This is a genomic window from Serratia inhibens (genome assembly GCF_003591175.1).
GTDB classification, from domain to species: Bacteria; Pseudomonadota; Gammaproteobacteria; order Enterobacterales; family Enterobacteriaceae; genus Serratia; species Serratia inhibens.
The window spans coordinates 39,515-66,146 of the sequence record NZ_QYYG01000010.1 but is presented as its reverse complement, the minus strand read 5'-3'; the positions used below and the strand labels follow the sequence as shown (position 1 = coordinate 66,146).

General features: G+C 55.7%; 22 protein-coding genes. 13 read left to right on the top strand and 9 right to left on the bottom strand.

Annotated features, from left to right (window positions below; translation table 11 throughout):
• Positions 1-21: 21 nt before the first annotated feature.
• Complete coding sequence (locus tag D4100_RS22450) at positions 22-1,398, bottom strand: amino acid permease (RefSeq protein WP_065506506.1); 1,377 nt, start codon at positions 1,396-1,398, stop codon at positions 22-24.
• Positions 1,399-2,031: 633 nt separating this feature from the next.
• Here D4100_RS22450 and pdhR point away from each other — a divergent pair.
• The 4 genes from pdhR to lpdA all read left to right on the top strand — a co-directional run bounded on the left by pdhR (position 2,032) and on the right by lpdA (position 9,187).
• Positions 2,032-2,796: a pyruvate dehydrogenase complex transcriptional repressor PdhR gene (gene pdhR, locus D4100_RS22445; RefSeq protein ID WP_004947949.1), complete on the top strand. Its 765-nt coding sequence runs from the start codon at positions 2,032-2,034 to the stop codon at positions 2,794-2,796.
• Positions 2,797-2,961: 165 nt separating this feature from the next.
• Positions 2,962-5,625, top strand: coding sequence for a pyruvate dehydrogenase (acetyl-transferring), homodimeric type (gene aceE, locus D4100_RS22440; RefSeq protein WP_119805276.1), 2,664 nt, complete (start codon positions 2,962-2,964; stop codon positions 5,623-5,625).
• A gap of 13 nt (positions 5,626-5,638) precedes the next feature.
• Complete coding sequence (aceF, locus tag D4100_RS22435) at positions 5,639-7,528, top strand: pyruvate dehydrogenase complex dihydrolipoyllysine-residue acetyltransferase (RefSeq protein ID WP_119805275.1); 1,890 nt, start codon at positions 5,639-5,641, stop codon at positions 7,526-7,528.
• Between the two features lie 234 nt (positions 7,529-7,762).
• Positions 7,763-9,187, top strand: a complete 1,425-nt coding sequence (gene lpdA / locus D4100_RS22430) for a dihydrolipoyl dehydrogenase (protein ID WP_004947933.1) — start codon at positions 7,763-7,765, stop codon at positions 9,185-9,187.
• A gap of 99 nt (positions 9,188-9,286) precedes the next feature.
• Here the strand turns inward: lpdA and D4100_RS26005 are convergent, their stop codons facing one another.
• Positions 9,287-9,409 carry a hypothetical protein gene (locus D4100_RS26005; protein ID WP_257784487.1) on the bottom strand — a complete coding sequence of 41 codons (123 nt, stop codon included), beginning with the start codon at positions 9,407-9,409 and terminating at the stop codon, positions 9,287-9,289.
• A gap of 820 nt (positions 9,410-10,229) precedes the next feature.
• Between D4100_RS26005 and acnB the strand changes: the two genes are divergently transcribed.
• The gene (gene acnB, locus D4100_RS22425) at positions 10,230-12,827 is read left to right on the top strand and encodes a bifunctional aconitate hydratase 2/2-methylisocitrate dehydratase (protein WP_006321109.1); all 2,598 of its coding nucleotides are present in this window, start codon (positions 10,230-10,232) and stop codon (positions 12,825-12,827) included.
• A gap of 138 nt (positions 12,828-12,965) precedes the next feature.
• Positions 12,966-13,328: a protein YacL gene (gene yacL / locus D4100_RS22420; RefSeq protein ID WP_004947927.1), complete on the top strand. Its 363-nt coding sequence runs from the start codon at positions 12,966-12,968 to the stop codon at positions 13,326-13,328.
• Positions 13,329-13,362: 34 nt separating this feature from the next.
• Here the strand turns inward: yacL and speD are convergent, their stop codons facing one another.
• The 3 genes from speD to D4100_RS22405 all read right to left on the bottom strand — a co-directional run bounded on the left by speD (position 13,363) and on the right by D4100_RS22405 (position 15,506).
• Positions 13,363-14,157: an adenosylmethionine decarboxylase gene (gene speD, locus D4100_RS22415; RefSeq protein WP_004947924.1), complete on the bottom strand. Its 795-nt coding sequence runs from the start codon at positions 14,155-14,157 to the stop codon at positions 13,363-13,365.
• Between the two features lie 26 nt (positions 14,158-14,183).
• Positions 14,184-15,047, bottom strand: coding sequence for a polyamine aminopropyltransferase (gene speE, locus D4100_RS22410; protein WP_006321107.1), 864 nt, complete (start codon positions 15,045-15,047; stop codon positions 14,184-14,186).
• A gap of 111 nt (positions 15,048-15,158) precedes the next feature.
• On the bottom strand, positions 15,159-15,506 hold the full coding sequence (locus D4100_RS22405; protein ID WP_006321105.1) for a YacC family pilotin-like protein: 348 nt from the start codon (positions 15,504-15,506) through the stop codon (positions 15,159-15,161).
• Between the two features lie 270 nt (positions 15,507-15,776).
• On the opposite strand from D4100_RS22405, the gene cueO reads away from it, so the two are divergent.
• The gene (cueO, locus tag D4100_RS22400; protein WP_119805274.1) at positions 15,777-17,411 is read left to right on the top strand and encodes a multicopper oxidase CueO; all 1,635 of its coding nucleotides are present in this window, start codon (positions 15,777-15,779) and stop codon (positions 17,409-17,411) included.
• 87 nt (positions 17,412-17,498) lie between these two features.
• On the top strand, positions 17,499-18,035 hold the full coding sequence (hpt, locus tag D4100_RS22395) for a hypoxanthine phosphoribosyltransferase (protein WP_004947911.1): 537 nt from the start codon (positions 17,499-17,501) through the stop codon (positions 18,033-18,035).
• A gap of 59 nt (positions 18,036-18,094) precedes the next feature.
• Here the strand turns inward: hpt and can are convergent, their stop codons facing one another.
• Positions 18,095-18,748 (bottom strand): carbonate dehydratase, encoded by a 654-nt coding sequence (gene can, locus D4100_RS22390; RefSeq protein ID WP_006321095.1) that lies wholly within the window; start codon positions 18,746-18,748, stop codon positions 18,095-18,097.
• Positions 18,749-18,937: 189 nt separating this feature from the next.
• Between can and D4100_RS22385 the strand changes: the two genes are divergently transcribed.
• From D4100_RS22385 to D4100_RS22375, 3 genes are all read left to right on the top strand, one after another.
• Positions 18,938-19,861, top strand: a complete 924-nt coding sequence (locus D4100_RS22385; protein ID WP_004947905.1) for an ABC transporter ATP-binding protein — start codon at positions 18,938-18,940, stop codon at positions 19,859-19,861.
• Positions 19,858-20,628 (top strand): ABC transporter permease, encoded by a 771-nt coding sequence (locus D4100_RS22380; RefSeq protein WP_006321086.1) that lies wholly within the window; start codon positions 19,858-19,860, stop codon positions 20,626-20,628. Before D4100_RS22385 ends, D4100_RS22380 begins: the two co-directional genes overlap by 4 nt.
• Before the next feature lie 290 nt (positions 20,629-20,918).
• Positions 20,919-22,199 (top strand): polysaccharide deacetylase family protein, encoded by a 1,281-nt coding sequence (locus D4100_RS22375; protein WP_043912968.1) that lies wholly within the window; start codon positions 20,919-20,921, stop codon positions 22,197-22,199.
• A gap of 35 nt (positions 22,200-22,234) precedes the next feature.
• Here D4100_RS22375 and panD read toward each other — a convergent pair whose 3' ends face one another.
• From panD to panB, 3 genes are all read right to left on the bottom strand, one after another.
• Positions 22,235-22,615: an aspartate 1-decarboxylase gene (gene panD, locus D4100_RS22370; RefSeq protein WP_004947897.1), complete on the bottom strand. Its 381-nt coding sequence runs from the start codon at positions 22,613-22,615 to the stop codon at positions 22,235-22,237.
• A gap of 157 nt (positions 22,616-22,772) precedes the next feature.
• Entirely contained in the window at positions 22,773-23,627 is an 855-nt protein-coding gene (gene panC, locus D4100_RS22365; protein WP_006321084.1) for a pantoate--beta-alanine ligase, read from the bottom strand.
• A gap of 22 nt (positions 23,628-23,649) precedes the next feature.
• Positions 23,650-24,444, bottom strand: coding sequence for a 3-methyl-2-oxobutanoate hydroxymethyltransferase (gene panB / locus D4100_RS22360; protein WP_119805273.1), 795 nt, complete (start codon positions 24,442-24,444; stop codon positions 23,650-23,652).
• A gap of 159 nt (positions 24,445-24,603) precedes the next feature.
• Here panB and qseB point away from each other — a divergent pair, with 159 nt between their 5' ends.
• Both qseB and qseC read left to right on the top strand, forming a co-directional pair.
• On the top strand, positions 24,604-25,266 hold the full coding sequence (gene qseB, locus D4100_RS22355) for a quorum sensing response regulator transcription factor QseB (RefSeq protein WP_006321076.1): 663 nt from the start codon (positions 24,604-24,606) through the stop codon (positions 25,264-25,266).
• On the top strand, positions 25,263-26,621 hold the full coding sequence (qseC, locus tag D4100_RS22350; protein ID WP_006321068.1) for a quorum sensing histidine kinase QseC: 1,359 nt from the start codon (positions 25,263-25,265) through the stop codon (positions 26,619-26,621). Before qseB ends, qseC begins: the two co-directional genes overlap by 4 nt.
• Positions 26,622-26,632: the final 11 nt, after the last annotated feature.

Genomic DNA, 26,632 nt, shown 5'->3' with positions numbered 1-26,632 from the left:
GGTTGATTTTAACGCGGTTTATCAGCGGCCGACGGTACTCGCCGCGCGCTGGCTGCGCTGTTTGATGACGTAGCCGATGGCCAGAACCGCTACCCATACCGGGATCAGCAGCACCGAGATTTGAATGCCCGGCGTCAGATACATGATCACCAGAATACCGGCCATAAAGGCCAGGCACAGGTAGTTGCTGAACGGATACCAGAATGCCTTGAACTTCGGCTCTACGCCTTCGCGATTCTTGGCCGCGCGGAACTTCAGGTGCGCCAGGCTGATCATCGCCCAGTTGATCACCAGCGCCGATACCACCAGCGCCATCAGCAGCTCGAAGGCACGCCCTGGGATCAGGTAGTTGATCAGCACGCAGAAGGCGGTGGCAATGGCGGACACGCCGATGGCGATCACCGGCACGCCGCGGCCGTCGACTTTCAGCAGGCTTTTCGGGCCGTTGCCCTGTTGCGCCAGGCCGTACAGCATGCGGCTGTTGCAGTAAACGCAGCTGTTATAGACCGACAGCGCGGCGGTCAGCACCACAATGTTCAGCACCGTTGCCACCACGTCGCTGTTCAGCGCGTGGAAGATCAGCACGAACGGGCTGCCACCTTCAACCACTTTGCCCCACGGGTACAGCGACAGCAGAATGGTCAGTGAGCCGATATAGAAAATCAGAATACGGTAGATCACCTGGTTGGTGGCTTTAGGGATGCTTTTCTGCGGGTTATCGGCTTCGGCGGCGGTGATGCCCACCAGCTCCAGACCGCCGAACGAGAACATGATCACTGCCATCGCCATCACCAGCCCCATGATACCGTTCGGGAAGAACCCGCCCTGTGCCCACAGATTGGTTACGGTGGCTTCCGGGCCGCCCATGCCGCTGAACAACAGGTAGGCGCCGAACACGATCATGCCGATAATCGCCACCACTTTGATAATGGCGAACCAGAACTCCATCTCGCCATACACCTTCACATTGGCCAGGTTGATGGCGTTAATTGCCAGGAAGAATACCGCGGCGGATACCCAGGTCGGGATTTCCGGCCACCAGTACTGAACATAGATGCCGACTGCGGTCAGTTCCGCCATCGCCACCAGTACGTACAGCACCCAGTAGTTCCAGCCGGAAGCGAAGCCGGCGAAATTGCCCCAGTATTTATAGGCGAAATGGCTGAAGGAACCGGCAACCGGCTCTTCCACCACCATTTCACCCAGTTGGCGCATAATCAGAAACGCGATGAAGCCGCCAATGGCATAGCCGAGAATGACCGACGGGCCGGCCATTTTTATTGTTTGAGCGATACCGAGAAACAGCCCGGTACCAATTGCGCCACCTAGGGCTATAAGCTGAATATGGCGGTTTTTCAGGCCGCGCTTCAGCTGGTCGCCTTGCTGTTGACCATCCATCAATGAAACCCTCTGTCGTTGCAAAATACTCACATGCTGTAAAGCAGTGGTTACGATGTGTGTTTTGTTTTATTTACGGCGTTATAGCTATTAATTCCACGGAGCCGCTACCGTTTGGAAAAGAATAATGTTATGCGAGCCAGTTTGCACCTGCTTTATTCTGTGAGTGATTAAGATTTCAGCAGTTTAGGAAACAAAATGCGGGTTGTGTGACGACAGGGGGGATTCAATGCACGAAACAAGCAGCAAATCACATAATGCGCAGAAATAACGTAGATATGAATCCTGGGCGGTGGTGAAATAGTAATCAGCTTTGTGCCGGGTATACGACGCAAATAGTCATTCACTAAAGCTTAATAAACATGCAATAAAACTCTGTCTTTGACGCTTCAGTCTTCCTGACGGGAGGTTTCGCAAAGGTTAAATCAGAAACCTACCTCGTAAATGGTATTACCAACCCTCAGTTATCGGTGTGCGGCAGGCTTGATATCGAGGTGTTAAAATGTGCGGGGAATCATGATTTCGAATGAGGCCCATATGGACAGGAGGTGAATACTTTGTTACTTTACCGTCACGTTTTTGAAATTGGTATTACCAATTGACTCCGCGCCATTCGCAGAGAAGAATTCACCCATGGCCTACAGCAAAATCCGCCAACCCAAGTTGTCAGACGTTATCGAGCAGCAGCTCGAACACCTGATCCTCGAGGGAACGTTGCGTCCAGGCGAAAAGTTGCCACCGGAGCGCGAACTGGCGAAACAATTTGATGTTTCCCGTCCTTCTCTGAGAGAGGCCATCCAGCGCCTGGAAGCTAAAGGGCTGCTCCTGCGCCGTCAGGGCGGCGGCACCTTTGTACAAACTAATCTGTGGCAGAGCTTCAGCGATCCGCTGGCTGAACTGCTGGCCGACCATCCTGAATCACAATTCGATCTGTTGGAAACTCGTCATGCCCTCGAAGGCATCGCTGCCTATTATGCGGCGCTGCGCGGTACCGACGAAGATCTGGCGCGCATCCGCGATTGCCATATCGTGATTCAGCAGGCCCAGGACAGCGGCGATCTCGACGCCGAAGCCGACGCGGTCATGCAATACCAAATCGCCGTGACCGAAGCTGCCCACAACGTTGTGTTACTGCACCTGTTACGCTGTATGGGGCCGATGCTGGAACAGAACGTGCGTCAGAACTTTGAATTGCTCTACTCGCGCCGTGAGATGTTGGCAAAAGTGAGCAGCCACCGCGCCGGGATTTTTGAGGCGATTGTGGCACGCGAGCCGGAAAGGGCCCGCGAAGCTTCGCACCGCCATTTGGCGTTTATCGAGGAAATATTGCTGGATCTCAGTCGGGAACATACCCGGCGCGAGAGATCGCTGCGGCGTCTCCAGCAACGCAAGGATTAAGAACGGTTCTCTTCAGGGTACACCAGCCTGCGGGGTTTACGTTCGGAATGCTTATTTAAGCATTTAAGCGGCAACTAAACTGATGGGCCTGTCTTCGTGTGTTTTGCTTCAGAACACAGGAAGACAGGCTCCAAACAAACCATTAGACAGATAAGGAATACCACCATGTCAGAACGTTTAAACAATGACGTGGATCCGATCGAAACCCGCGACTGGCTGCAGGCGATCGAATCGGTCATCCGTGAAGAGGGTGTTGAGCGAGCTCAGTTTCTGATTGATCAGGTATTGGGTGAAGCCCGTAAAGGCGGTGTTAGCGTTGCAGCCGGTGCTGCCGCCAACAACTACGTCAACACCATCGCGGTGGAAGACGAACCTGCTTACCCAGGCAACCTGGATCTGGAACGTCGTATCCGTTCAGCCATCCGCTGGAACGCGGTAATGACCGTTCTGCGTGCATCCAAGAAAGATCTGGACCTGGGCGGCCACATGGCTTCCTTCCAGTCTTCCGCGACCTTCTATGAAGTCTGCTTCAACCACTTCTTCCGTGCGCGCAACGAGCAAGACGGCGGCGATCTGGTTTACTTCCAGGGCCACATCTCTCCAGGCGTTTACGCACGAGCCTTCCTTGAAGGCCGCCTGACCGAAGACCAAATGAACAACTTCCGTCAGGAAGTTCACGGCAAAGGCCTGTCTTCTTACCCGCATCCGAAACTGATGCCGGAATTCTGGCAGTTCCCGACCGTTTCCATGGGCCTGGGCCCAATCAGCGCCATCTATCAAGCTAAGTTCCTGAAATATCTGGAACACCGTGGCCTGAAGAACACCTCTGCCCAAACCGTTTACGCCTTCCTGGGCGACGGCGAGATGGACGAACCTGAATCCAAGGGCGCGATCACCATCGCTACCCGTGAAAAACTGGACAACCTGGTCTTCGTCATCAACTGTAACCTGCAGCGTCTGGACGGCCCGGTCACCGGCAACGGCAAGATCATCAACGAGCTGGAAGGCATCTTCGCCGGTGCAGGCTGGCAGGTTCTGAAAGTGATTTGGGGCGGACGTTGGGATGAACTGCTGCGTAAAGATACCAGCGGCAAACTGATCCAGCTGATGAACGAAACCCTGGACGGCGACTACCAGACCTTCAAATCCAAAGACGGCGCTTACGTACGCGAGCACTTCTTCGGCCGCTTCCCGGAAACTGCCGCTCTGGTCAAAGACATGACCGACGACGAAATCTGGGCGCTGAACCGTGGTGGTCACGATCCGAAGAAAGTCTTTGCTGCACTGAAAAAAGCGCAGGACACCCAAGGCAAACCAACCGTTATCCTGGCCCATACCATCAAAGGTTACGGCATGGGTGAAACTGCGGAAGGTAAAAACATTGCTCACCAGGTGAAGAAAATGAACATGGAAGGGGTTCACCACTTCCGCGATCGTTTCAACGTGCCGGTTGCCGATGCTGACATCGAAAAACTGCCGTACATCACCTTCGAAAAAGAGTCTGAAGAGTACAAATACCTGCACGAACGCCGTCAGGCGCTGAAAGGTTATGTGCCGACTCGTCTGCCGGCCTTCACCCAGAAGCTGGAAATGCCGGCTCTGGAAGACTTCAGCTCACTGCTGGAAGAGCAGAACAAAGAAATCTCCACCACTATCGCTTTCGTACGTGCCCTGAACGTGATGCTGAAGAACAAGTCGATCAAAGATCGCCTGGTTCCAATTATCGCCGACGAAGCCCGTACCTTCGGTATGGAAGGTCTGTTCCGTCAGATCGGTATCTACAGCCCGAACGGCCAGCAGTACACTCCGCAGGACCGTGAGCAGGTTGCTTACTACAAAGAAGACGAGAAAGGCCAGATCCTGCAGGAAGGCATCAACGAACTGGGCGCAGCCTCTTCATGGCTGGCCGCGGCGACCTCCTACAGCACCAACGATCTGCCAATGATTCCGTTCTACATCTACTATTCGATGTTCGGTTTCCAGCGTATCGGTGACCTGTGCTGGGCTGCGGGCGACCAACAGGCGCGCGGCTTCCTGATCGGCGGTACTTCAGGCCGTACTACCCTGAACGGCGAAGGTCTGCAGCACGAAGACGGCCACAGCCACATTCAGTCTCTGACTATCCCTAACTGTATCTCTTACGATCCGGCTTACGCATACGAAGTGGCTGTAATCATGCATGACGGCCTGGTCCGCATGTACGGCGACGCGCAGGAAAACGTCTACTACTACATCACCACGCTGAACGAAAACTACCACATGCCGGCCATGCCGCAGGGTGCAGAAGAAGGTATCCGTAAAGGTATCTACAAGCTGGAAACTCTGGAAGGCAGCAAAGGTAAAGTGCAGTTGCTGGGTTCAGGCTCCATCCTGCGTCACGTGCGCGAAGCTGCGCAGATCCTGGCGAAAGACTACGGCGTTGGTTCTGACATCTACAGCGTGACTTCCTTCACCGAACTGGCGCGCGATGGTCAGGACTGTGAGCGTTGGAACATGCTGCACCCGACCGAAACCCCACGCGTGCCTTACATCGCTCAGGTGATGAACGATGCGCCTGCGGTTGCGTCTACCGACTACATGAAGCTGTTCGCAGAACAGGTTCGTACTTACGTTCCAGCCAGCGATTATCGCGTTCTGGGTACTGACGGCTTCGGTCGTTCGGACAGCCGCGAAAACCTGCGCCACCACTTTGAAGTCGATGCTTCTTACGTTGTGGTTGCTGCTCTGGGTGAACTGGCTAAACGCGGTGAAATCGAAGCTTCTGTGGTAGCTGATGCGATTAAGAAATTCGACATCAACCCAGAAAAAGTCAACCCGCGTCTGGCATAAGAGGTACAGAAGAATGTCTATCGAAATCAAGGTACCGGACATCGGTGCAGACGAAGTGGAAATCACCGAAATTCTGGTGAAAGTGGGCGATAAAGTTGAAGCTGAACAATCGCTGATCACCGTTGAAGGTGATAAAGCTTCCATGGAAGTCCCGTCCCCGCAAGCGGGCGTGGTGAAAGAGATCAAGGTTTCCGTCGGTGATAAAACCGAAACCGGCAAACTGCTGATGATCTTTGAAGCAGAAGGTGCGGCAGCTGCCGCACCAGCCGCCAAAGCGGAAGAAAAACCGGCCGCGGCACCTGCTGCTGCACCGGCTGCCGCTGCTGCCAAAGACGTTGCGGTACCGGACATCGGTGCCGACGAAGTTGAAGTGACCGAGATCCTGGTGAAAGTGGGCGACAAGGTGGAAGCCGAGCAGTCCCTGATCACCGTGGAAGGCGACAAGGCTTCAATGGAAGTCCCGGCACCCTTCGCGGGCACCGTGAAAGAGATCAAAATCGGCGCCGGCGACAAAGTGAAAACCGGTTCCCTGATCATGGTCTTCGAAGTGGCCGGCGCAGCTTCTGCTGCCGCTCCGGCTGCGGTTGAAGCCCCTGCGGCCCCGGCTGCACCGGCGGCTGCCGCTGCCAAAGACGTTGCCGTGCCGGACATCGGCGGCGACGAAGTAGAAGTGACCGAAGTGATGGTGAAAGTGGGCGACAAAGTTGCCGCTGAGCAGTCGCTGATCACCGTTGAAGGTGACAAGGCTTCTATGGAAGTGCCGGCACCGTTCGCAGGTACCGTGAAAGAAATCAAAATCAGCGCCGGCGACAAAGTGAAAACCGGCTCTCTGATCATGGTGTTCGAAGTTGAAGGCGCGGCACCAGCCGCCGCTCCGGCCCAGAAAGCAGAAGCTGCACCGGCTCCGGCCAAGCAGGAAACCGCTGCGGCCGCTCCGGCTGCCAAAGCGGAAAGCAAAGGCGAATTCGCAGAGAACGACGCTTATGTGCACGCTACCCCGGTCATCCGTCGTCTGGCGCGTGAATTCGGCGTAAACCTGGCGAAAGTGAAAGGCACCGGTCGTAAAGGCCGCATCCTGCGCGAAGACGTCCAGACTTACGTGAAAGACGCAGTCAAACGTGCGGAAGCGGCTCCAACCGCTGCTGCCGGTGGCGGTCTGCCAGGCATGCTGCCATGGCCGAAAGTGGACTTCAGCAAGTTCGGTGAGATCGAAGAAGTCGAACTGGGCCGCATCCAGAAGATTTCGGGTGCCAACCTGAGCCGCAACTGGGTGATGATCCCGCACGTGACTCACTTCGACAAAACCGATATCACCGATCTGGAAGCGTTCCGCAAGCAACAGAACGACGAAGCCGCCAAGCGCAAGCTGGACGTGAAGTTCACCCCTGTGGTGTTCATCATGAAGGCTGTCGCCGCCGCTCTGGAGCAGATGCCGCGCTTCAACAGCTCTCTGTCCGAAGATGGCCAGAAGCTGACGCTGAAAAAATACATCAACGTCGGTGTTGCGGTTGATACGCCAAACGGCCTGGTGGTTCCGGTATTCAAGGATGTGAACAAGAAAAGCATCACCGAGCTGTCCCGCGAACTGATGGCTATCTCCAAAAAAGCGCGTGACGGCAAGCTGACCGCAGGCGAAATGCAGGGCGGTTGCTTCACCATCTCCAGCCTGGGCGGTATCGGGACGACTCACTTCGCACCTATCGTCAACGCGCCGGAAGTGGCTATCCTGGGTGTCTCCAAGTCTGCAATGGAGCCAGTCTGGAACGGTAAAGAGTTCATGCCGCGTCTGATGATGCCGATGTCGCTCTCCTTCGACCACCGCGTTATCGACGGTGCAGATGGTGCGCGTTTCATCACCATCATCAACAATATGCTGTCTGACATCCGCCGTCTGGTGATGTAATGAAAAAAGGGCGCAGCATGCTGCGCCCTTACCACTTCAGTAGCAGTTTTGTCGGTTTTTGCATGACTCGACAAAATTGTTGAGACACGGGTCACTTCGAACACGCTTTGCAGATTATTAACAATTCTGTAAACTGCTCGCGGTGTAAGCGTCCCGGTGGATGAAGGGCGTTATGAGATCGATTAGCAATAAAAATGACGTCTGACCCGCCGGACAATCAATTAAGAGGTCATGATGAGTACTGAAATTAAAACTCAGGTCGTGGTACTTGGGGCGGGCCCGGCAGGTTACTCTGCTGCCTTTCGTTGCGCTGACTTAGGTCTTGAAACCGTTCTGGTTGAACGTTATTCCACGCTGGGCGGTGTTTGCCTGAACGTGGGATGTATCCCTTCCAAAGCACTGCTGCACGTTGCCAAAGTGATCGAAGAAGCCAAAGCGCTGGCCGAGCACGGCATCGTTTTCGGCGAGCCGAAAACCGACATCGATAAAGTGCGCGTCTGGAAAGAAAAAGTCATCAATCAGCTGACCGGTGGTCTGGCTGGCATGGCTAAAGGCCGTAAAGTTAAAGTCGTTAACGGTCTGGGCAAGTTCACCGGCGCTAACACCCTGGTCGTTGAAGGCGAAAATGGTCCTACTACCATCAACTTCGACAACGCCATCATTGCCGCAGGCTCCCGTCCGATCCAACTGCCATTCATTCCTCATGAAGACCCGCGCGTGTGGGACTCTACCGATGCGCTGGAACTGAAAACCGTCCCAGAGCGTCTGCTGGTGATGGGCGGCGGTATTATCGGCCTGGAAATGGGTACCGTATACCATGCGTTGGGTTCACAGATCGACGTGGTCGAGATGTTTGACCAGGTGATCCCGGCTGCCGACAAAGACGTGGTGAAAGTCTTCACCAAACGTATCAGCAAGCAGTTCAACCTGATGCTGGAAACCAAAGTGACTGCGGTAGAAGCCAAAGAAGACGGTATCTACGTTACTATGGAAGGCAAAAAAGCGCCTGCAGAACCACAGCGTTACGACGCGGTGCTGGTGGCTATCGGCCGTGTGCCGAACGGCAAACTGCTGGAAGCGGGCAAAGCCGGTGTGGAAGTTGACGAGCGTGGCTTTATCCGCGTCGACAAACAGCTACGCACCAACGTGCCGCACATCTTCGCTATCGGCGACATCGTCGGTCAACCGATGCTGGCGCACAAAGGCGTGCATGAAGGCCACGTTGCCGCTGAAGTTATCGCCGGCATGAAGCACTACTTCGACCCGAAAGTGATCCCATCAATCGCTTACACCGAGCCGGAAGTTGCGTGGGTGGGTCTGACCGAGAAAGAAGCGAAAGAGAAAGGCATCAGCTACGAAACGTCCACCTTCCCGTGGGCAGCTTCCGGCCGTGCTATCGCTTCCGATTGTGCAGACGGCATGACCAAACTGATCTTCGACAAAGAAACTCACCGTATCATCGGTGGCGCGATTGTCGGCACCAACGGCGGTGAGCTGCTGGGCGAAATCGGTCTGGCTATCGAGATGGGTTGTGATGCGGAAGATATCGCGCTGACCATCCATGCTCACCCAACCCTGCACGAATCCGTAGGTTTGGCGGCAGAGATCTTCGAAGGCAGCATCACCGATCTGCCAAACCCGAAAGCCAAGAAGAAGTAATTCTTCCGGCTGACAAGGTTGAAACAACGGCTCCTGAAAAGGGGCCGTTTTTTATGGATGGCATTCAGGTAAAAGGCCGCTCAATGAGCGGCCAGTAGCTTACTTGTTCTGGAATATCACGTTCAACGTGAGGCTGTTGCCGTTAACCGACCAACTGCCTTTACTCACGCCAAACGCCGATCCCAGTACAATGAGCAGGATAAACCAAGAACTCCCTTTCATTGCGCGATCCTTGTGGAACCACGACCACCGCGACTTCACCGGAAAAATCCCGGCGGAACAAGCGCCCGGTAGCGCCTGTATCGCAGTAGTTGCAGCGCTGTTCTCAAGTCCGATGACCCGCTGCTAAACGGGCAGAACAGACCCATAGAAAGAATACCCAAAAAACGAGATTGATAATATTGTTTAGTTGATTTTTTGAACGATGTTGCGCACAATGTTTTGGCTCGGTAGCGCTTGTATCGTTCTTTAACGATGTAAGAAATCCGTAAGGTGCCTGCTAACACCGAACGGAACAACAGAACCGCCTTAACGGCGGTTTTTTTGTGTCTTCCGCTCCCAATTTTTGGTATTCGCAATCAATAACCATTGTAAGGGGGTGGGTATTGTGTTGTGCTCATCGGGCTGTTTTATGTTGCGAGCGGAACCTTCCTGCAATCCCGTCGAGCCTGTGTCGCAGCCGATTACACTGCGCTCAACGATTCAGCAAAGATTTAATGTTGCTTTTATGTGAACGAATTAACAACCGTTTCAAATCCTGATATGCTGGCTGAGCGGAACCGGGCACTGTACCTTACAGGCCAGGACATCGACAGCAGTGCCCCGTCAGGATCAATGGCATCAACACCGTGCGCTAAACCCGGTTTGAACCTATACCTTATGGCTTTCAGGTTGCAGTTAGGCGCCCAGTTCGTTCATCCCCAGGCGCTTACTTAGGTAAGTAACTGGGGTTAACGAGCGCAGGTAACAACACTGTGGCTTGAAAGACGACGGGTATAAAACGCCAGGCACAATAAATGACAATGAGAGCGAGGAGAATGTCGTGCTAGAAGAATACCGTAAGCACGTAGCCGAGCGTGCTGCAGAGGGCATCGTCCCTAAGCCGTTAGACGCCACCCAAATGGCAGCGCTGGTTGAATCATTAAAAAATCCGCCAAAAGGCGAAGAAGAATTCCTGTTAGACCTGCTGATTAATCGTGTTCCACCAGGCGTCGACGAAGCCGCCTACGTCAAAGCAGGTTTTCTGGCGGCCATCGCCAAAGGTGAAGCGACCTCTCCCCTGATTACCTCCGAGAAAGCCGTAGAACTGTTGGGCACCATGCAGGGCGGTTATAACATTCATCCGCTGATCGACGCGCTGGATAACGAAAAACTGGCCGCTATTGCCGCCAAAGCGCTTTCCCATACGCTGCTGATGTTCGACAACTTCTACGACGTGGAAGAGAAAGCCAAGGCGGGTAACCCGCACGCCAAACAGATTATGCAGTCCTGGGCCGATGCCGAGTGGTATCTGTCACGCCCGAAACTGGCGGAAAAAATCACCGTTACCGTATTCAAAGTCACCGGCGAAACCAACACCGACGATCTGTCGCCGGCGCCGGATGCCTGGTCACGCCCGGATATCCCATTGCACGCCCTGGCGATGCTGAAAAACGAACGTGAAGGCATAGTGCCGGATCAACCGGGCAGCGTTGGCCCGATTAAGCAGATTGAACTGCTGAACAAGAAAGGTTTCCCGTTGGCCTACGTCGGTGACGTGGTCGGTACCGGTTCTTCCCGTAAGTCCGCCACCAACTCTGTGCTGTGGTTTATGGGCGACGACATCCCGTATGTGCCGAACAAGCGCGGTGGCGGTGTGGTGCTGGGCAGTAAAATCGCGCCTATCTTCTTCAATACCATGGAAGATGCCGGCGCCTTGCCGATTGAAGTGGACGTTTCCGAGCTGAACATGGGCGACGTGATCGACGTTTACCCGTACAAAGGCGAAGTGCGTAACCACGAAACCGGCGAACTGATCGCCAACTTCGAACTGAAAACCGACGTATTGCTGGATGAAGTGCGCGCCGGCGGCCGTATCCCGCTGATTATCGGTCGTGGCCTGACCACCAAGGCGCGTGAAGCCCTGGGCCTGCCGCACAGCGATGTGTTCCGTATCGCCAAAGAAGTTGCCTCCAGCAACAAGGGCTTCTCGCTGGCGCAAAAAATGGTGGGCCGCGCCTGTGGCGTTGCCGGCGTGCGTCCGGGTGAATATTGCGAGCCGAAGATGGCCTCCGTGGGTTCTCAGGACACCACCGGCCCGATGACCCGTGACGAGCTGAAAGACCTTGCGTGTCTGGGCTTCTCCGCCGATCTGGTCATGCAGTCGTTCTGTCACACCGCCGCGTACCCGAAACCGGTTGATGTGACCACTCACCACACGCTGCCTGACTTTATCATGAACCGTGGCGGCGTATCGCTGCGTCCGGGCGACGGCGTTATTCACTCTTGGCTGAACCGTATGCTGTTGCCGGATACCGTCGGCACCGGTGGGGACTCCCACACCCGTTTCCCGATCGGCATTTCCTTCCCTGCCGGTTCCGGTCTGGTGGCGTTTGCCGCAGCGACCGGCGTTATGCCGCTGGATATGCCTGAGTCGGTGCTGGTGCGCTTCAAAGGCAAAATGCAGCCGGGCATCACACTGCGTGATCTGGTGCACGCCATTCCTTACTACGCGATCCAGCAGGGCCTGCTGACCGTAGAGAAGAAGGGCAAGAAAAACATCTTCTCCGGCCGCATTCTGGAAATCGAAGGCTTACCGGAATTGAAAGTGGAGCAGGCGTTTGAACTGACCGACGCTTCAGCCGAACGTTCCGCCGCCGGTTGCACCATCAAGCTGGATAAGGCGCCGATCGAAGAGTACCTGAACTCCAACATCGTGCTGTTGAAATGGATGATCTCCGAAGGTTACGGCGATCGCCGTACGCTGGAGCGCCGCATTCAAGGCATGCAAAAATGGCTGGCGGATCCGCAACTGCTTGAAGGCGATGCGGATGCGGAATACGCGGCGGTGATCGACATCGATCTGGCAGAGATCACTCAGCCAATCCTGTGTGCACCGAACGATCCTGACGACGCGCGCCTGCTGTCCGACGTGGCTAACAGCAAGATCGATGAAGTGTTCATCGGTTCCTGCATGACCAACATCGGCCACTTCCGCGCCGCCGGCAAGTTGCTGGACCAGCACAAGGGCCAGTTGCCAACCCGCCTGTGGGTTGCGCCGCCGACCAAGATGGATGCGGCTCAACTGACCGAAGAGGGCTATTACAGCGTGTTCGGCAAGAGCGGTGCGCGTATCGAGATCCCGGGTTGTTCACTGTGCATGGGTAACCAGGCGCGAGTGGCTGACGGCGCGACGGTGGTTTCCACCTCTACCCGTAACTTCCCGAACCGTCTGGGTACCGGCGCCAACGTTTATCTGGCCTCCGCAGAGCTGGCGGCGGTAGCTTCGCTGCTGGGCCGTTTGCCAACGCCGGACGAGTATCAAACGTACATGGCACAGGTCGATAAAACGGCGGCGGATACCTATCGCTACCTGAACTTCGACCAACTGGGCCAGTACACTGAAAAAGCCGATGGCGTGATCTTCCAAACCGCCGTTTAAGCCGCTATATTGCGCAACCGTTCAACGGGAGGCCTTGGCCTCCCGTTTTATTTTGCTCAGTTGCCAACTTTGCGAGCGCTCGCTGAGTTAGTCATGAATTAATGTTTACACTAAGAAAAAGGCTCAGGAGGGCGTGCTATGGATTACGAATTTCTGCGTGACGTGACCGGTCAGGTGGTGGTCAGATTTTCGATGGGGCATGAAGCTATTGGCCATTGGATCAATGAGGAAGTCAAAGGCGACTTCAATCTGCTGGACCGGATAGAAGCCGGGGCGGCGGAAGTCAAAGGCAGCGAGCGTCAATGGCAGCTGGAGGGTCACGAATATACGTTGCTGATGGACGGTGAAGAGGTGATGATCCGCGCCAATCTATTGGCGTTTGAAGGCGACGAGATGGAGGAGGGGATGAATTATTATGATGAAGAAAGCCTCTCGTTCTGCGGTGTCGAAGACTTCCTGGCGGTGCTGAAGGCCTACCGTTCTTTCATGCTCAAATACTGAACCTAAGGGCGCGGCGTGCCGCACCCTTTACACATCACAAGTGCGGAATATTGCGGCCGTAATAGATTTCCTGCATCTCCTTCCACAGCAGATCGGTAATCTCTTTACGCTCGGCCTCGCTCAGGGCTTCCGGCTTGGCGTTAAACAGGTAGTGCTTCAGATCGAAATCCTTCAGCAGCATCTTGGTATGGAAGATGTTCTCCTGGTAAACGTTGACGTCCATCATGTGGTATAGCGCCTTCATGTCATCAGACATAAAGTTCTGGATCGAGTTGATCTCATGATCGATGTAATGCTTCACGCCATTTACGTCGCGTGTAAAGCCACGCACACGGTAATCCATGGTGACGATGTCAGATTCCAACTGGTGGATCAGGTAATTCAGCGCTTTCAGCGGTGAAATCACGCCGCAGGTCGACACTTCAATATCGGCGCGGAAGGTGCACAGCCCGCCTTCTGGGTGGCTTTCCGGATAGGTATGAACGCAGATGTGGCTCTTGTCCAGGTGTGCAACCACCGTCTTCGACAGTGGACCAGGCTGCTCCGACGTATCGACATCTTTCGGGTCGACCGGCTCTTCGCTGACCAGAATGGTTACGCTGGCACCCTGAGGCTCATAGTCCTGACGTGCGACGTTCAGAATATTTGCGCCAATGATCGAGCAGGTCTCACTCAGGATCTCGGTCAGGCGGTTGGCATTGTATTGCTCGTCAATGTAGGCGATATAGCCATCGCGGTCATCCGCGGTTTTGGCGTAACAAATATCGTAAATACAAAAGCTCAGGCTCTTGGTCAGGTTGTTGAAGCCGTGCAGTTTTAGCTTTTGCAATTTGGTTCACCTCCTTATCTTCTCGCTTAACGTGTAACGTTCAGTGCGTTGAGCAAATACTGTGGCAGGGCAAAGCTGCCCGCGTGGATCGCCGGGTTGTAATAACGGCAGTTTAGGCCGCTTTGATTAAAGCGATGTTGCAGGGCGGATAAATCGAGCTGACGCAGCGCCGGGTTTTGGCTCGCCCAGGCGAAGGTCATGATGCCGCCGTAATAGGTCGGGATCGCCGCCTGATAGAAGCTGACGTCGTTGAAATACTGGCTTAATTTGGTGTGGCTGTTGACCGCTTCGTCTTGTTGCAGGAAACAGACGCCGTTCTGCGCGACAAAAATGCCGCCCTCGTTCAGGCAGCGTGCGCAGCCTTCGTAGAACGCCGAGGTGAACAGGCTTTCGCCGGGGCCGATGGGATCGGTACAGTCCGAGATAATCACATCGAATTTTTCATCGGTCTGATTGACGAAGTTGACGCCGTCGTCGATCACCAGCTTGAAGCGCGGGTCGTCGTAGGAACCGGCATTATGGTTCGGCAGGTACTGGCGGCAGAATTCCACCACCCCGGCGTCGATCTCGACCATGGTGATCTGCTCTACGCCCCGATGGCGGCTGACTTCGCGCAGCATGCCACCGTCGCCGCCGCCGATGATCAATACCTTCTTCACCTGGCCATGTGCCAGCAATGGAACATGGGTCATCATTTCGTGATAGATGAACTCATCGCGCTCGGTGGTTTGCACCACGCCGTCGAGCGCCATCACGCGCCCCAGCACCGGGTTTTCAAAAATCACCAAATCCTGATGCTCGGTCTTCTCGCGGTACAGCACATTCTCTACCGAGAAGTACTGGCCGAAGTTGGCATGCAGCGTTTCATACCAAATTTCTTTCTGGGTCATGTGCGGGAACTCCGTAATAACGGCCATGAAAAATTGGCGCAACATCATAGCTAACTCTGCCTGATGATGCACGGCTGAATTTCAAACAGAGGTAGCGGAAGGCGGGAGGGATTAGTTGGCGTACGCCAGCAGGCTCAGCGAGTCGCGCGCCAGAGATTTGCATTTGTTGGGGGTAGGGATGGCGATGCCACTGAGATCGCGATAACTGTCTTCACCCAGCGCCTTCATGTTGTAGCTATTATAGTTGCTCAAATCCCAACGGTTTTGCTGGGCAAAGTAAACGATGGCGCGTTTGATTTGCGCATTGGGCAAGTCGTTGTAGCCGCAATCGTTTTTCAGGTAAACAAATACCGCCGTCAGATCGGCCAGATCTTCCGCCTCAGACTCATTCAGCGCCAGACTGGCGTTGGAGAACCCCAGCATGGCGAGCAACAGCACCAATAACGTTGTTTTTTTCATCATGAAAATAGACCTGTTTGTTGTCAGCAGACGTTATCACACTTGCCTGTAAAGGCACCAAATTTTATTACTGGCGGATAACATAACCGGTAGCAAAGGCTTGACCTTCCGCTAAGGGGAGGGTTTAGGCTGTCTGGCATGTAAGTCATACCCGTCGTCTTGCAAGCCGCAGCGTCGTTGTCCGTATTAGCGCCCCTACCATAGCTGGGGATGAGCGAGCTGGAACTTGAAAGCCATAGGGTACATCTCACTGAGAAAAGGGAGTCAGCGATGTTACGTCGTGATTTTATCAAACTGACCGCTGCGCTGGGCGCAGCAAGCACCTTACCGCTGTGGAGCCGAGGCGTGTGGGCGGCTGAGTTGCCGGCCTTACCGATCCCGCCACTGTTGACGCCGGACGCGCAGGGAAGAATCGCGCTGGCGCTGCAAACCGGTGCAATGAACTGGCTGCCGGGCAAAACCACCCGAACCTGGGGCATCAATGGGGCGCTGCTGGGGCCTGCGGTGCGGCTGCAGCGCGGCAAGCCGGTGACGGTCGATATCAAAAACGGCTTGCCGGAAGCCAGCACCGTCCATTGGCACGGTTTGGAAATTCCCGGTGATGTCGATGGTGGCCCGCAAGCGCTGATTCAGCCGGGTAGCACGCGCAGAGTGAGTTTCACTGTCGAACAGCCCGCAGCTACCTGTTGGTTCCACCCGCATACCCACGGTAAAACCGGGCATCAGGTGATGATGGGGTTGGCGGGGCTGGTTCTGCTGGAAGACGACGAGAGCGGTAAACTGCCGCTGCCTAAGACCTGGGGGCAGGATGATATTCCGGTGATCCTGCAGGACAAACGCTTGGGTAAAGACGCACAAATTGAATACCAACTGGATGTGATGAGCGCTGCGGTTGGCTGGTTCGGCGACCGTATGTTCACCAACGGTGCCCAATACCCGCAACACGTCGCGCCACGCGGCTGGCTACGGCTGCGTTTTCTCAACGGCTGTAATGCACGGTCGCTGAACCTGGCGGCCAGCGATAACCGCCCGTTATACGTTATTGCCAGTGACGGCGGCTTCCTGGCCGAACCGGTGAAGCTGGCCGAATTGCCAATGCTGATGGGCGAGCGCTTTGAAGTGCTGGTGGATGCCTCGGATGGCAAACCGTTCGACATCGTCACGTTGCCGGTCAAACAAATGGGCATGACGTTGGCACCGTTCGACCAGCCGTTGCCGGTGTTGCGCATTCAGCCTTCGCTGGCGCAGGGTATCAAGACGATGCCGGACAGCCTGGTGAAACTGCCGGTACTGCCGCCGATGGCCGGCATTCAGGAGCGCTGGCTGCAACTGATGATGGATCCGCAGTTGGACAAGCTGGGCATGCAGGCATTGATGGATCGTTATGGTCATCAGGCGATGGCCGGGATGAGTATGGATCATGGCTCCATGGGCAAGAGCGATGGCGACATGGCCGGCATGGATCATGGCAAGATGCCGGACATGGATCATGGCGGCATGAAAGGTATGGATCACGGCAACATGAAGGGCATGGATCATGGTGCCAAGCCTTTCGATTTCAGCCACGGCAATAAGATCAACGGCAAAGCCTTTGATATGACCAAGCCGGCGTTCGAGGCCAAACGCGGCAAGTACGAGAAATGGACCCTTTCCGGCGAAGGCGACATGATGCTGCACCCGTTCCATATTCACGGCACCCAGTTCCGCATCCTGTCGGAGAACGGCCAGCCGCCGGCGGCTCATCGCAGTGGCTGGAAAGACACGGTGCGGGTCGAGGGTTGGCGCAGCGAAGTGCTGGTGCGTTTTGATCATCCGGCTAACAGTGAACATGCCTATATGGCACATTGTCACCTGCTGGAGCATGAGGATACCGGCATGATGCTGGGCTTTACGGTAAGCGACTAGAGAAGAAGTGGCGGCGCACTCGCGTCGCCACCGGCGTCAGGCTATGCTAAACTCTGCGCCCTTCTTCCGGCAACTGACCTGAAACCTATGAAACACACTGTAGACGTAATGATTTCCGAGCAGGAAGTTAAGACCCGTATCGCCGAACTTGGCCGTCAAATCACCGAACATTACCGCGATAGCGGCAGTGATATGGTGTTGGTCGGGCTGCTGCGCGGTTCCTTCATGTTCATGGCCGATCTGTGCCGCACGATTGAAGTGCCGCACGAAGTCGACTTTATGACCGCCTCAAGCTACGGCAGCGGTATGTCCACCACCCGCGACGTGAAAATCCTCAAGGATCTCGATGAGGATATCCGCGGCAAGGACGTGCTGATCGTGGAAGACATCATTGATTCCGGCAACACGCTGAATAAAGTGCGCGAAATTTTGGCGCTGCGCGGGCCGAAATCTCTGGCGATCTGTACCTTGCTGGACAAGCCTGAGCGCCGCGAGGTGGAAGTGCCGGTGGAGTTCGTCGGTTTCTCGATCCCGGACGAGTTTGTGGTGGGCTATGGTATTGACTACGCTCAGCGTTATCGTCATTTGCCGTACGTTGGCAAAGTGGTGCTGCTGGACGAGTAATCGGCAGGGGCGCGGCTTTGCCCGCGCCCACACCTAAAGCTGGATAAACTTCCAGGCTTTTATGCGTTGTCCTGCTGCAGTTTGGCCATTGCCTTGCGATACCCCATTTCCAGGCTCTCGCGGCTGGTGGCAGCCACTTCCAGATCGCGCAGGCGTCCGTCCTGAATCCCGTAAACCCAACCGTGGATCGTCACTTTCTGGCCGCGTTTCCAGGCCGACTGCATGATGGTGGAGTGGCCCAGGTTGTAGACCTGCTCGATCACGTTGATTTCACACAGTACGTCGAGACGCTGTTCCGGATCCAGTTCACCCAGCAGTGAACTGTGCTTGTACCACAGGTCGCGGATATGCAGCAGCCAGTTGTTGATCAGCCCCAGTTCCGGGTTCTCGACCGCGGCCTCTACGCCGCCGCAACCCAGATGGCCGCAGATGATGATATGTTCAACTTCCAGCACATCCACCGCATACTGCACCACAGACAGGCAGTTAAGATCGGTGTGAACCACCAGGTTTGCCACATTGCGATGGACAAAGAGTTCGCCAGGTTCCAACCCGGTCAGTCTTTCTGCAGGGACGCGGCTGTCTGAGCAACCAATCCATAAAAAGCGGGGCTTTTGCGCCTGGGATAAACGTTCAAAAAAGTCTGGATCTTCCTGGTTGATATTGGCCGACCAGGCTTTGTTGTTGGCGATAAGCGTTTCGATTTCTTTCATGGAGGGTTATAGGCCTGTAACAAACAGATTGCGTTGGGCTAATATAGGACAAGCGTCACAATTTGGAAATCGGAACAGTCACGCTTTTTTCCGCACGGATTCGCCTCAGTGAAATCGCTGCTGATGATAAGATCCTCTTTATTACAATACGCAGCAGCATACTCATCGTCACAAGGTACTTTCTAACTTATGAATTATGCACTGGAATTAGCGCAGTTGACCAAGACCTACGCGGGTGGCGTCAAGGCATTGCGCGGGATCGATCTTAACGTCGAAGCGGGGGATTTTTATGCCCTGCTGGGGCCGAACGGTGCCGGTAAATCCACCACCATCGGTATTATCAGCTCGCTGGTTAACAAAACGGCCGGCAGCGTGCGGGTGTTCGGCTACGACATCGATAAAGATATCGTTAACGCCAAGCGCCAACTCGGGCTGGTGCCGCAAGAATTCAACTTTAACCCGTTCGAAACCGTCATGCAGATTGTGGTCAATCAGGCGGGTTACTACGGCGTAACCCGGCGTGAAGCGCTGGCGCGTGCGGAAAAATACCTGACCCAGTTGGATCTGTGGGGCAAGCGCGATGAACGCGCCCGCATGTTGTCCGGCGGCATGAAACGCCGTCTGATGATCGCCCGCGCCTTGATGCACCAGCCAAAGCTGCTGATCCTCGATGAGCCGACCGCTGGGGTGGATATCGAACTGCGCCGCTCCATGTGGGGCTTCCTGAAAGAGCTGAACGCTCAAGGCACTACCATTATTCTCACGACCCACTATCTGGAAGAGGCGGAAATGCTGTGCCGCAATATCGGCATCATCCAGAACGGGGAACTGGTGGAAAACACCTCAATGAAAGGGTTGTTGGCCAAGCTGAAGTCCGAAACCTTTATCCTCGATCTGGCGGCCAAAAGCCCCTTGCCGAAGCTGGATGGCTATCGCAACCGCCTGACGGATACCTCAACGCTGGAAGTGGAAGTGATGCGCGAGCAGGGCCTGAACGGCTTGTTTGCTCAGCTCAGCGCGCAAGGGGTGCAGGTATTGAGCATGCGTAACAAGGCTAACCGGCTGGAAGAGCTGTTTGTCACCCTGGTTAACGGTAATGGAGAAAAAGCATGACGCGTTTGTATTGGGTGGCTTTACAGAGTATCTGGGCCAAAGAGATCAACCGCTTTGCCCGTATCTGGATCCAGACCCTGGTGCCGCCGGTGATCACCATGACGCTGTATTTCATCATTTTCGGCAACCTGATTGGTTCGCGCATTGGTGATATGCACGGTTTTGATTACATGCAGTTTATCGTTCCCGGCCTGATTATGATGGCGGTGATCACCAACTCGTACGCCAACGTCGCATCGTCGTTCTTCAGCGCCAAGTTCCAGCGCAATATCGAAGAGCTGCTGGTGGCGCCGGTGCCGACTCATGTGGTGATTGCCGGTTACGTCGGCGGCGGCGTGGCGCGCGGTATTTGCGTCGGCGTGCTGGTGACGGTGATCTCGCTGTTCTTTGTGCCGCTGCAGGTGCATGCCTGGTGGGTGATTGTGGTCACGCTGCTGCTGACGGCAATCCTGTTCTCGCTGGCGGGCCTGATCAACGCGGTGTTCGCCACCACTTTTGACGACATCAGCCTGATCCCGACTTTCGTGCTGACGCCGTTGACCTATCTGGGCGGGGTTTTCTATTCGCTTACGCTGCTGCCGCCGTTCTGGCAGGCGGTATCCAAGCTGAACCCGATCGTCTATATGATCAGCGGCTTTCGCTACGGTTTCCTCGGCATCAGTGATGTGCCGCTGGTGCTGACCATGGCGGTGCTGGTGGCGTTTATCCTGGTGTTCTATCTGCTGTCCTGGTACCTGATAGAGCGTGGCCGCGGCCTGCGCACCTGAGGCGCTGACGCCCCCGGACAGCCGTTCGGGGGCGCTTTGATTTATTTGAAGCTCGCATCACATAAATCAATAGAATTGCTCACATAACCCCTTTCTCCCCGATGTTCAAATCGTGCTATGCTGACGCTCCACACTTTCTCCATTTTGTTATATACCCTATGAATTTCAAGTTGCAGCCAGGCGGCCAACTTACTCATCCTCAGGCGCTTACTTTAGTAAGTCACTGGGGTGAGTGCAGGTAACAACTTGAAAGGCGACGGGTATTACGCACTCGTAAGCAGAACATAACCATGCGGTCTACACACAAGATAGCGGCTGGGCTACTCGGCATCCTGATGTCGCTCGCCTCTCCGGCGACGATGGCAAATTTGTTGTCGGAAGACAGCGCTGTTAAATCTGAATATATGGAAGCGCAACGCGACAGCGAGGTTTATTCGCTGATTGGCGAACATGTGATCCCGGTCGGTGAAGTGAAGCAGGGCCAGTTGATTCAGGTGTTTCCGGCGGATGCGGAGTATTACGAATTCAAGTTTGGCCACGGCATTGGTTTTATCGATAAAGACGATGTGCGCAACCTCAAAAAATCGCGCAAGGTGCAAGACGATCTCGGTGAACTGAATAAGCCGCTGACCAATCAGAATCTGATCACTCAGAAGGCGATCAACGTCTATACCGCAGCGGATAACGCCAGCGAAGTGTTTGGCGTGCTGGAAGAGAACCTGCGTTACCCGATCATCGGTAAACTGAAGGATCGGCTGAACAACACCTGGTATGAGATCAATATTGGCGATCGTCTGGGTTATATCAGCGAGCTGGACTGCGAGATTGATACCGGCGTTCCGGTGCTGACCTACCACCATTTGCTGAAAAACGAAGAGAACAAGCGTTTCCGCCATACCTCGACCACCACTTCGGACGTGGCGTTCAGTAACCAGATGACCTATCTGAAGCAGGCGGGTTATGACACCATTTCCCTGTACCAGTTGGAAGCTTACCTGAAGAACCAAATCAACCTGCCGGGCAAGGCGGTGGTGCTGACTTTTGATGACGGGTTGAAGTCGGTGTATCGCTATGCTTACCCGGTGTTGAAGGACTACGGCTTCCGCGCAACGGCGTTCATTATTTCTTCGCGCATCAAACGCCATCCGCAGAAATGGAACCCGGACTCGCTGCAGTTTATGAGCATTTCAGAACTCAAGCAGATCCAGGATGTGTTCGACGTACAGTCACACACGCATTTCCTGCACCGTACTGACGGCAACCGCCAGCCTATTCTGCTGAGCCGTTCCCTGCATAATATCGAATTCGATTTTGAGCGCTCGCGCCGCGCGCTGTCGCAGTTTAACCCGCATGTATTGTACGTGTCCTATCCGTTCGGCGGCTACAACCAGCGGGCAATACAGGCGGCGAAAGACGCCGGCTTCCATATGGCGGTGACCACGGTGCAGGGTAAGGTCAAGCCGGGGGATAATCCGTATACGCTGAAGCGGTTGTATATTTTGCGCACCGATTCCATTCAGACCATGGCGGACAGAATAGCCAACAAGCCGGGAACTGTGGTGGTGCAATAGCAGGAAACGGGCGCCGAATGCGCCCGTTTTTACTTTCAGGCGACCTGAACCGGCACGGCTTTCGCTTTGCGTTGCAGGTTGTTGTCACCTTCGAAATAGGCGACTTTCGGGTGGTGCTGGCGGGCATCGGCATCGCTCATCTGCACGTAGGAGCAGATGATCAGTTTGTCGCCGACGCAGGCGCAGCGCGCCGCCGCACCGTTGACCGAAATGATGTGCGAACCGCGTTCGGCGGCGATGGCGTAGGTCGAGAAACGCTGACCGTTATCAACGTTATAAATATCTATAGCTTCATATTCCAGAATGCCTGCGGCCTCCAGGAAATCCTGATCGATGGCGCAGGAGCCTTCATAGTGCAAGTCGGCCTGAGTCACTTTCACCCGATGCAGCTTGCCTTGCAGCATAGTACGTATCATAACTTTACCTAACTGAATATCCGCCTATATCTGTCATATTTGGAGTATATACAGGCGATTGGGGTTGAACATCCATCCGGTGTTTATCGTCACCGATAACGCCATCCTTGTCTACTTTCGGGTGGGCTGCAACGGTGACGATTGCACAAAAAGTAACTTATAGTGTCAGATCAACCTGCTGGTTGTCGATCAGTCGCGCCTTGCCCAGCCAGGCGGCCATCAGCACCACCGCGCGTTGGCTTTCAACACTCAGCGGTTGCAGGTTGTCGGCGTCACGGATAAACAGTTCGTCCGGGGTGAAACCGGCGGCGCGCAGGTGCGCGGCGGTTTGCTCCAGCAGATCGTCTACGTGGCGTTCGCCGTTGCTGAGTTGTTCTGCCAATGCGTTCATGATCTTGCTGAGTTGAGGCGCGATTTTACGCTCTTCTGCGGTCAGGTAGCCGTTGCGCGAGCTGAGCGCCAGGCCGTCTTTAGCGCGCACGGTCGGCACGCCGACGATGTCGATGTCGTACCCCATGTCCGCCACCATTTTGCGGATCAGCGCCAGTTGTTGATAATCCTTCTCGCCAAAACAGGCCAAATCCGGCTGCACCAGATTGAACAGTTTGCTGACGATGGTGGAGACGCCGCGGAAATGGCCAGGGCGGCTGGCGCCTTCCAGCATGGTGGAAATGCCCGGCACGTCGACATAGGTTTGCTGTTCCAGCCCCTGTGGGTAGACATCGGCCGGCGCGGGTGCGAACACCAGGTCGACGTTGCGGCGGGTCAGTTTTTCGCTGTCTTCCTGCAAGGTGCGCGGGTAGCGCGCCAGATCGTCAGGGCGTTCGAACTGCATCGGATTCACGAAAATGCTGACCACCACGATATCGGCACGCGCTCGGGCTTCATCAACCAGCGTCATATGGCCTTCGTGCAGGTTGCCCATGGTCGGCACCAACGCGATGCGTTTGCCGTCCTGGCGCCAGCGGCGGATCTGCTGACGCAGCAAAGGCAGGGTTTCGATAATAATCATTGATAGCTCCTGGAACGATCGCTTAATTAAAAGAGTGTTCTTCAGCGGGGTAAGCGCCTTGCTCCACTTCCTGCATATACTGTTGTACCGCCAGGCGGATATCGCCGCTTTGCGCCAGGAAATTTTTAGCGAATTTCGGCGTATGGCCGCCGGTAATGCCAAATGCGTCGTGCATCACCAGGATCTGGCCGTCGGTCACGTTGCCGGCGCCAATGCCGATCACCGGAATGGACAGCGCTTCGGTGATCTTGCGCGCCAGTTCGGTCGGTACGCACTCCAGCACCAGCAGTTGCATGCCGGCCAGCTCCAGATTTTGCGCATCTTCCAGCAGTTGTTTGGCGGCGAGCTCGTCGCGGCCTTGCACCTTGTAGCCACCGAATACGTTCACCGACTGCGGCGTCAGGCCGAGATGGCCGCACACCGGCACGGCGCGCTCGGTGAGCATTTTCACCGTTTCGCACAACCAACTGCCGCCTTCGATTTTCACCATATTGGCGCCGGCCTGCATCAGCTCGGCGGCGTTGGCGAAGGCCCGTTCCGGGGTGGCGTAACTCATGAAAGGCATGTCAGCCAGCAGCAGACAGGCCGGAGCACCACGGCGTACGGCTCGGGTGTGGTAGGCGATGTCGGCGACGGTGACCGGCAGCGTGGAGTCGTGGCCTTGCAGCGTCATGCCCAGCGAATCGCCCACCAGCAGCACTTTAACGCCTTGCTCTTCAAACAGTTTGGCAAAGCTGGCATCGTAGGCGGTCAGTGAAGCAAACTTGCGTTGCTCCTGTTTCCACTGGCGCAAATGGGTCACGGTGGTGGGTTTCATCACTACGTCTCCTGAATAGAGCCGCGCGATACGCGCAGGGCCCTGGCTGCAAAAAAGTGCTGTCATTCTACTGTAACCCTAACGGGGTGGGTAGCGCAGATCATGAAGCTTAAGGGGTTCTTAAGAACCTTGTGATGTAATAGCGAAAAAGGGACGAGCATGCGAATTCTGTTGATAGAAGATGACAAGTTAATCGGTGACGGTATCAAGGCCGGGTTGACCAAGCTCGGTTTTAATCTGGACTGGTTTACCGACGGGCTGGTCGGTAAAAATGCGCTGGAAAGCGCGCCTTACGATGCGGTGATCCTCGATCTCAGCCTGCCGGGCCTGGATGGGCTGGATTTGTTGCGCCAGTGGCGCCAGGCCGGCCATGACGTGCCGGTGCTGATCCTTACCGCGCGCGATGCGCTGGAACAGCGCGTCAGCGGCTTGCAGGGCGGCGCTGATGATTACCTGTGCAAACCTTTTGCCCTGGCGGAAGTCGCGGCGCGCTTGCAGGCGTTGATCCGCCGTCGTCACGGTCAACTGATGCCGCAGTTGGTACATGGCAACCTGGTGTTTGACTCCGCCACGCGCAGCGTGAGCTTCAACGGCGAGCCGGTAACCTTGACGCCGCGTGAACTGGCGGTGCTGGAGCTGTTTCTGCATAACAAGGGACGAGTGCTGGCGCGGCCGCTGATCCAGGAAAAACTGTACAACTGGGATGACGAAGTCAGCAGTAATGCCGTGGAAGTGCATATCCATCATCTGCGGCGCAAGCTGGGTAACGGTTTTATCCGCACCATTCACGGCGTGGGCTATACGTTGGGGGAGGCATCGTGAAACATCTCAGTTTGCGGTTGCGGCTGATCCTGATTTTCAGCCTGCTGGCGCTGGTGACCTGGTGTGCCGCCAGTCTGGTGGCGTGGATGATGACGCGCAACAACATCAATGAAGTGTTTGATACCCAGCAGATGCTCTTCGCCAAGCGCCTGGCGACCGCCAATCTGGGTGATCTGCTGGCCGACGAAAGCGTGCGTAGCCTGCCGAAAACCAAGAAGCTGGTGCATCACGGCAAGCGGGGCAAGCAGGATGACGACGCATTGGCGTTCGCCATCTTCGACCCTAACGGCAAGATGCTGCTCAATGACGGTGAAAACGGCGCGGATTTCCGCTTTGACGGCGAGCGCGAAGGCTTTATCGATGGCGAACGGCGAGGCGACGACGACAGCTGGCGGCTGCTGTGGCTGACCAGCCCGGACGGCCGCTATCGTATCGTGGTCGGGCAGGAGTGGGATTACCGGCGGGATATGGCGCTGGGCATGGTAACCGGGCAATGGGTGCCGTGGCTGGTGACGTTACCGATTTTGATGCTGTTGATTGCGCTGATGGTGGGGCGTGAACTGCGGCCATTGCGCGCGGTGGCCGCCGGGCTGCGCAAACGCGCGCCGGACGACGCTACGCCGTTGGATGCGCGTCAGGTACCGACCGAAGTCAGGCCGCTGGTGGATGCGCTGAACGCGTTGTTTACGCGCATCAACGCGCTGCTGGTGCGTGAGCGGCGTTTTACCTCAGACGCCGCCCATGAGTTGCGCAGTCCGTTGGCGGCGCTGCGGGTGCAGACGGAAGTGGTGCAATTGGCCGGTGACGACGAGCCGATGCGCGAGCATGCGCTGGACAATCTGACGGTGAGCATCGATCGCGCCACCCACTTGGTCGATCAGTTGCTGACGCTGTCGCGGCTGGATTCACTGTCGGATCTGGCCGATTTGGAGCCGGTCGACTGGAGCCAACTGGTGCCGATGACCCTGGCGGAGCAGGATCGCCACGCTTATGCCGCCGGCGTGACACTGCGTTACGAACAACAGGGCATACCGGCGCCGTTACAGGGGCAAGCACTGCTGCTGTCGCTGCTGGTGCGTAATTTGGTGGACAATGCGGTACGTTACACGCCTGCGGGCGGCACCGTCACTGTGAGGCTTGCAGAGCGCTTGCTGACGGTTGAAGACAATGGGCCTGGCGTCACTACGGAACATCTGGCGCGGCTGGGGGAGCGTTTTTATCGTCCGCCGGGTCAGGAGCAAACCGGCAGCGGACTGGGGCTGTCTATTGTACAGCGCATCGCCGGTTTGCACGGGCTGAAGATCAGCTTTGCCAATCGGGCAGAAGGCGGATTTATTGCCAAGGTGATGTTGTAGGGGGCGCATGT

What these genes read in the sequence shown, in the direction of transcription:
- D4100_RS22450 (WP_065506506.1), bottom strand. Translation starts at nt 1,398, where the DNA reads ATGGATGGTCAACAGCAAGGCGACCAGCTGAAGCGCGGCCTGAAAAAC.
- pdhR (WP_004947949.1), top strand. Translation starts at nt 2,032, where the DNA reads ATGGCCTACAGCAAAATCCGCCAACCCAAGTTGTCAGACGTTATCGAG.
- aceE (WP_119805276.1), top strand. Translation starts at nt 2,962, where the DNA reads ATGTCAGAACGTTTAAACAATGACGTGGATCCGATCGAAACCCGCGAC.
- aceF (WP_119805275.1), top strand. Translation starts at nt 5,639, where the DNA reads ATGTCTATCGAAATCAAGGTACCGGACATCGGTGCAGACGAAGTGGAA.
- lpdA (WP_004947933.1), top strand. Translation starts at nt 7,763, where the DNA reads ATGAGTACTGAAATTAAAACTCAGGTCGTGGTACTTGGGGCGGGCCCG.
- D4100_RS26005 (WP_257784487.1), bottom strand. Translation starts at nt 9,409, where the DNA reads ATGAAAGGGAGTTCTTGGTTTATCCTGCTCATTGTACTGGGATCGGCG.
- yacL (WP_004947927.1), top strand. Translation starts at nt 12,966, where the DNA reads ATGGATTACGAATTTCTGCGTGACGTGACCGGTCAGGTGGTGGTCAGA.
- speE (WP_006321107.1), bottom strand. Translation starts at nt 15,047, where the DNA reads ATGACCCAGAAAGAAATTTGGTATGAAACGCTGCATGCCAACTTCGGC.
- D4100_RS22405 (WP_006321105.1), bottom strand. Translation starts at nt 15,506, where the DNA reads ATGAAAAAAACAACGTTATTGGTGCTGTTGCTCGCCATGCTGGGGTTC.
- cueO (WP_119805274.1), top strand. Translation starts at nt 15,777, where the DNA reads ATGTTACGTCGTGATTTTATCAAACTGACCGCTGCGCTGGGCGCAGCA.
- hpt (WP_004947911.1), top strand. Translation starts at nt 17,499, where the DNA reads ATGAAACACACTGTAGACGTAATGATTTCCGAGCAGGAAGTTAAGACC.
- can (WP_006321095.1), bottom strand. Translation starts at nt 18,748, where the DNA reads ATGAAAGAAATCGAAACGCTTATCGCCAACAACAAAGCCTGGTCGGCC.
- D4100_RS22385 (WP_004947905.1), top strand. Translation starts at nt 18,938, where the DNA reads ATGAATTATGCACTGGAATTAGCGCAGTTGACCAAGACCTACGCGGGT.
- D4100_RS22380 (WP_006321086.1), top strand. Translation starts at nt 19,858, where the DNA reads ATGACGCGTTTGTATTGGGTGGCTTTACAGAGTATCTGGGCCAAAGAG.
- D4100_RS22375 (WP_043912968.1), top strand. Translation starts at nt 20,919, where the DNA reads ATGCGGTCTACACACAAGATAGCGGCTGGGCTACTCGGCATCCTGATG.
- panD (WP_004947897.1), bottom strand. Translation starts at nt 22,615, where the DNA reads ATGATACGTACTATGCTGCAAGGCAAGCTGCATCGGGTGAAAGTGACT.
- panC (WP_006321084.1), bottom strand. Translation starts at nt 23,627, where the DNA reads ATGATTATTATCGAAACCCTGCCTTTGCTGCGTCAGCAGATCCGCCGC.
- panB (WP_119805273.1), bottom strand. Translation starts at nt 24,444, where the DNA reads ATGAAACCCACCACCGTGACCCATTTGCGCCAGTGGAAACAGGAGCAA.
- qseB (WP_006321076.1), top strand. Translation starts at nt 24,604, where the DNA reads ATGCGAATTCTGTTGATAGAAGATGACAAGTTAATCGGTGACGGTATC.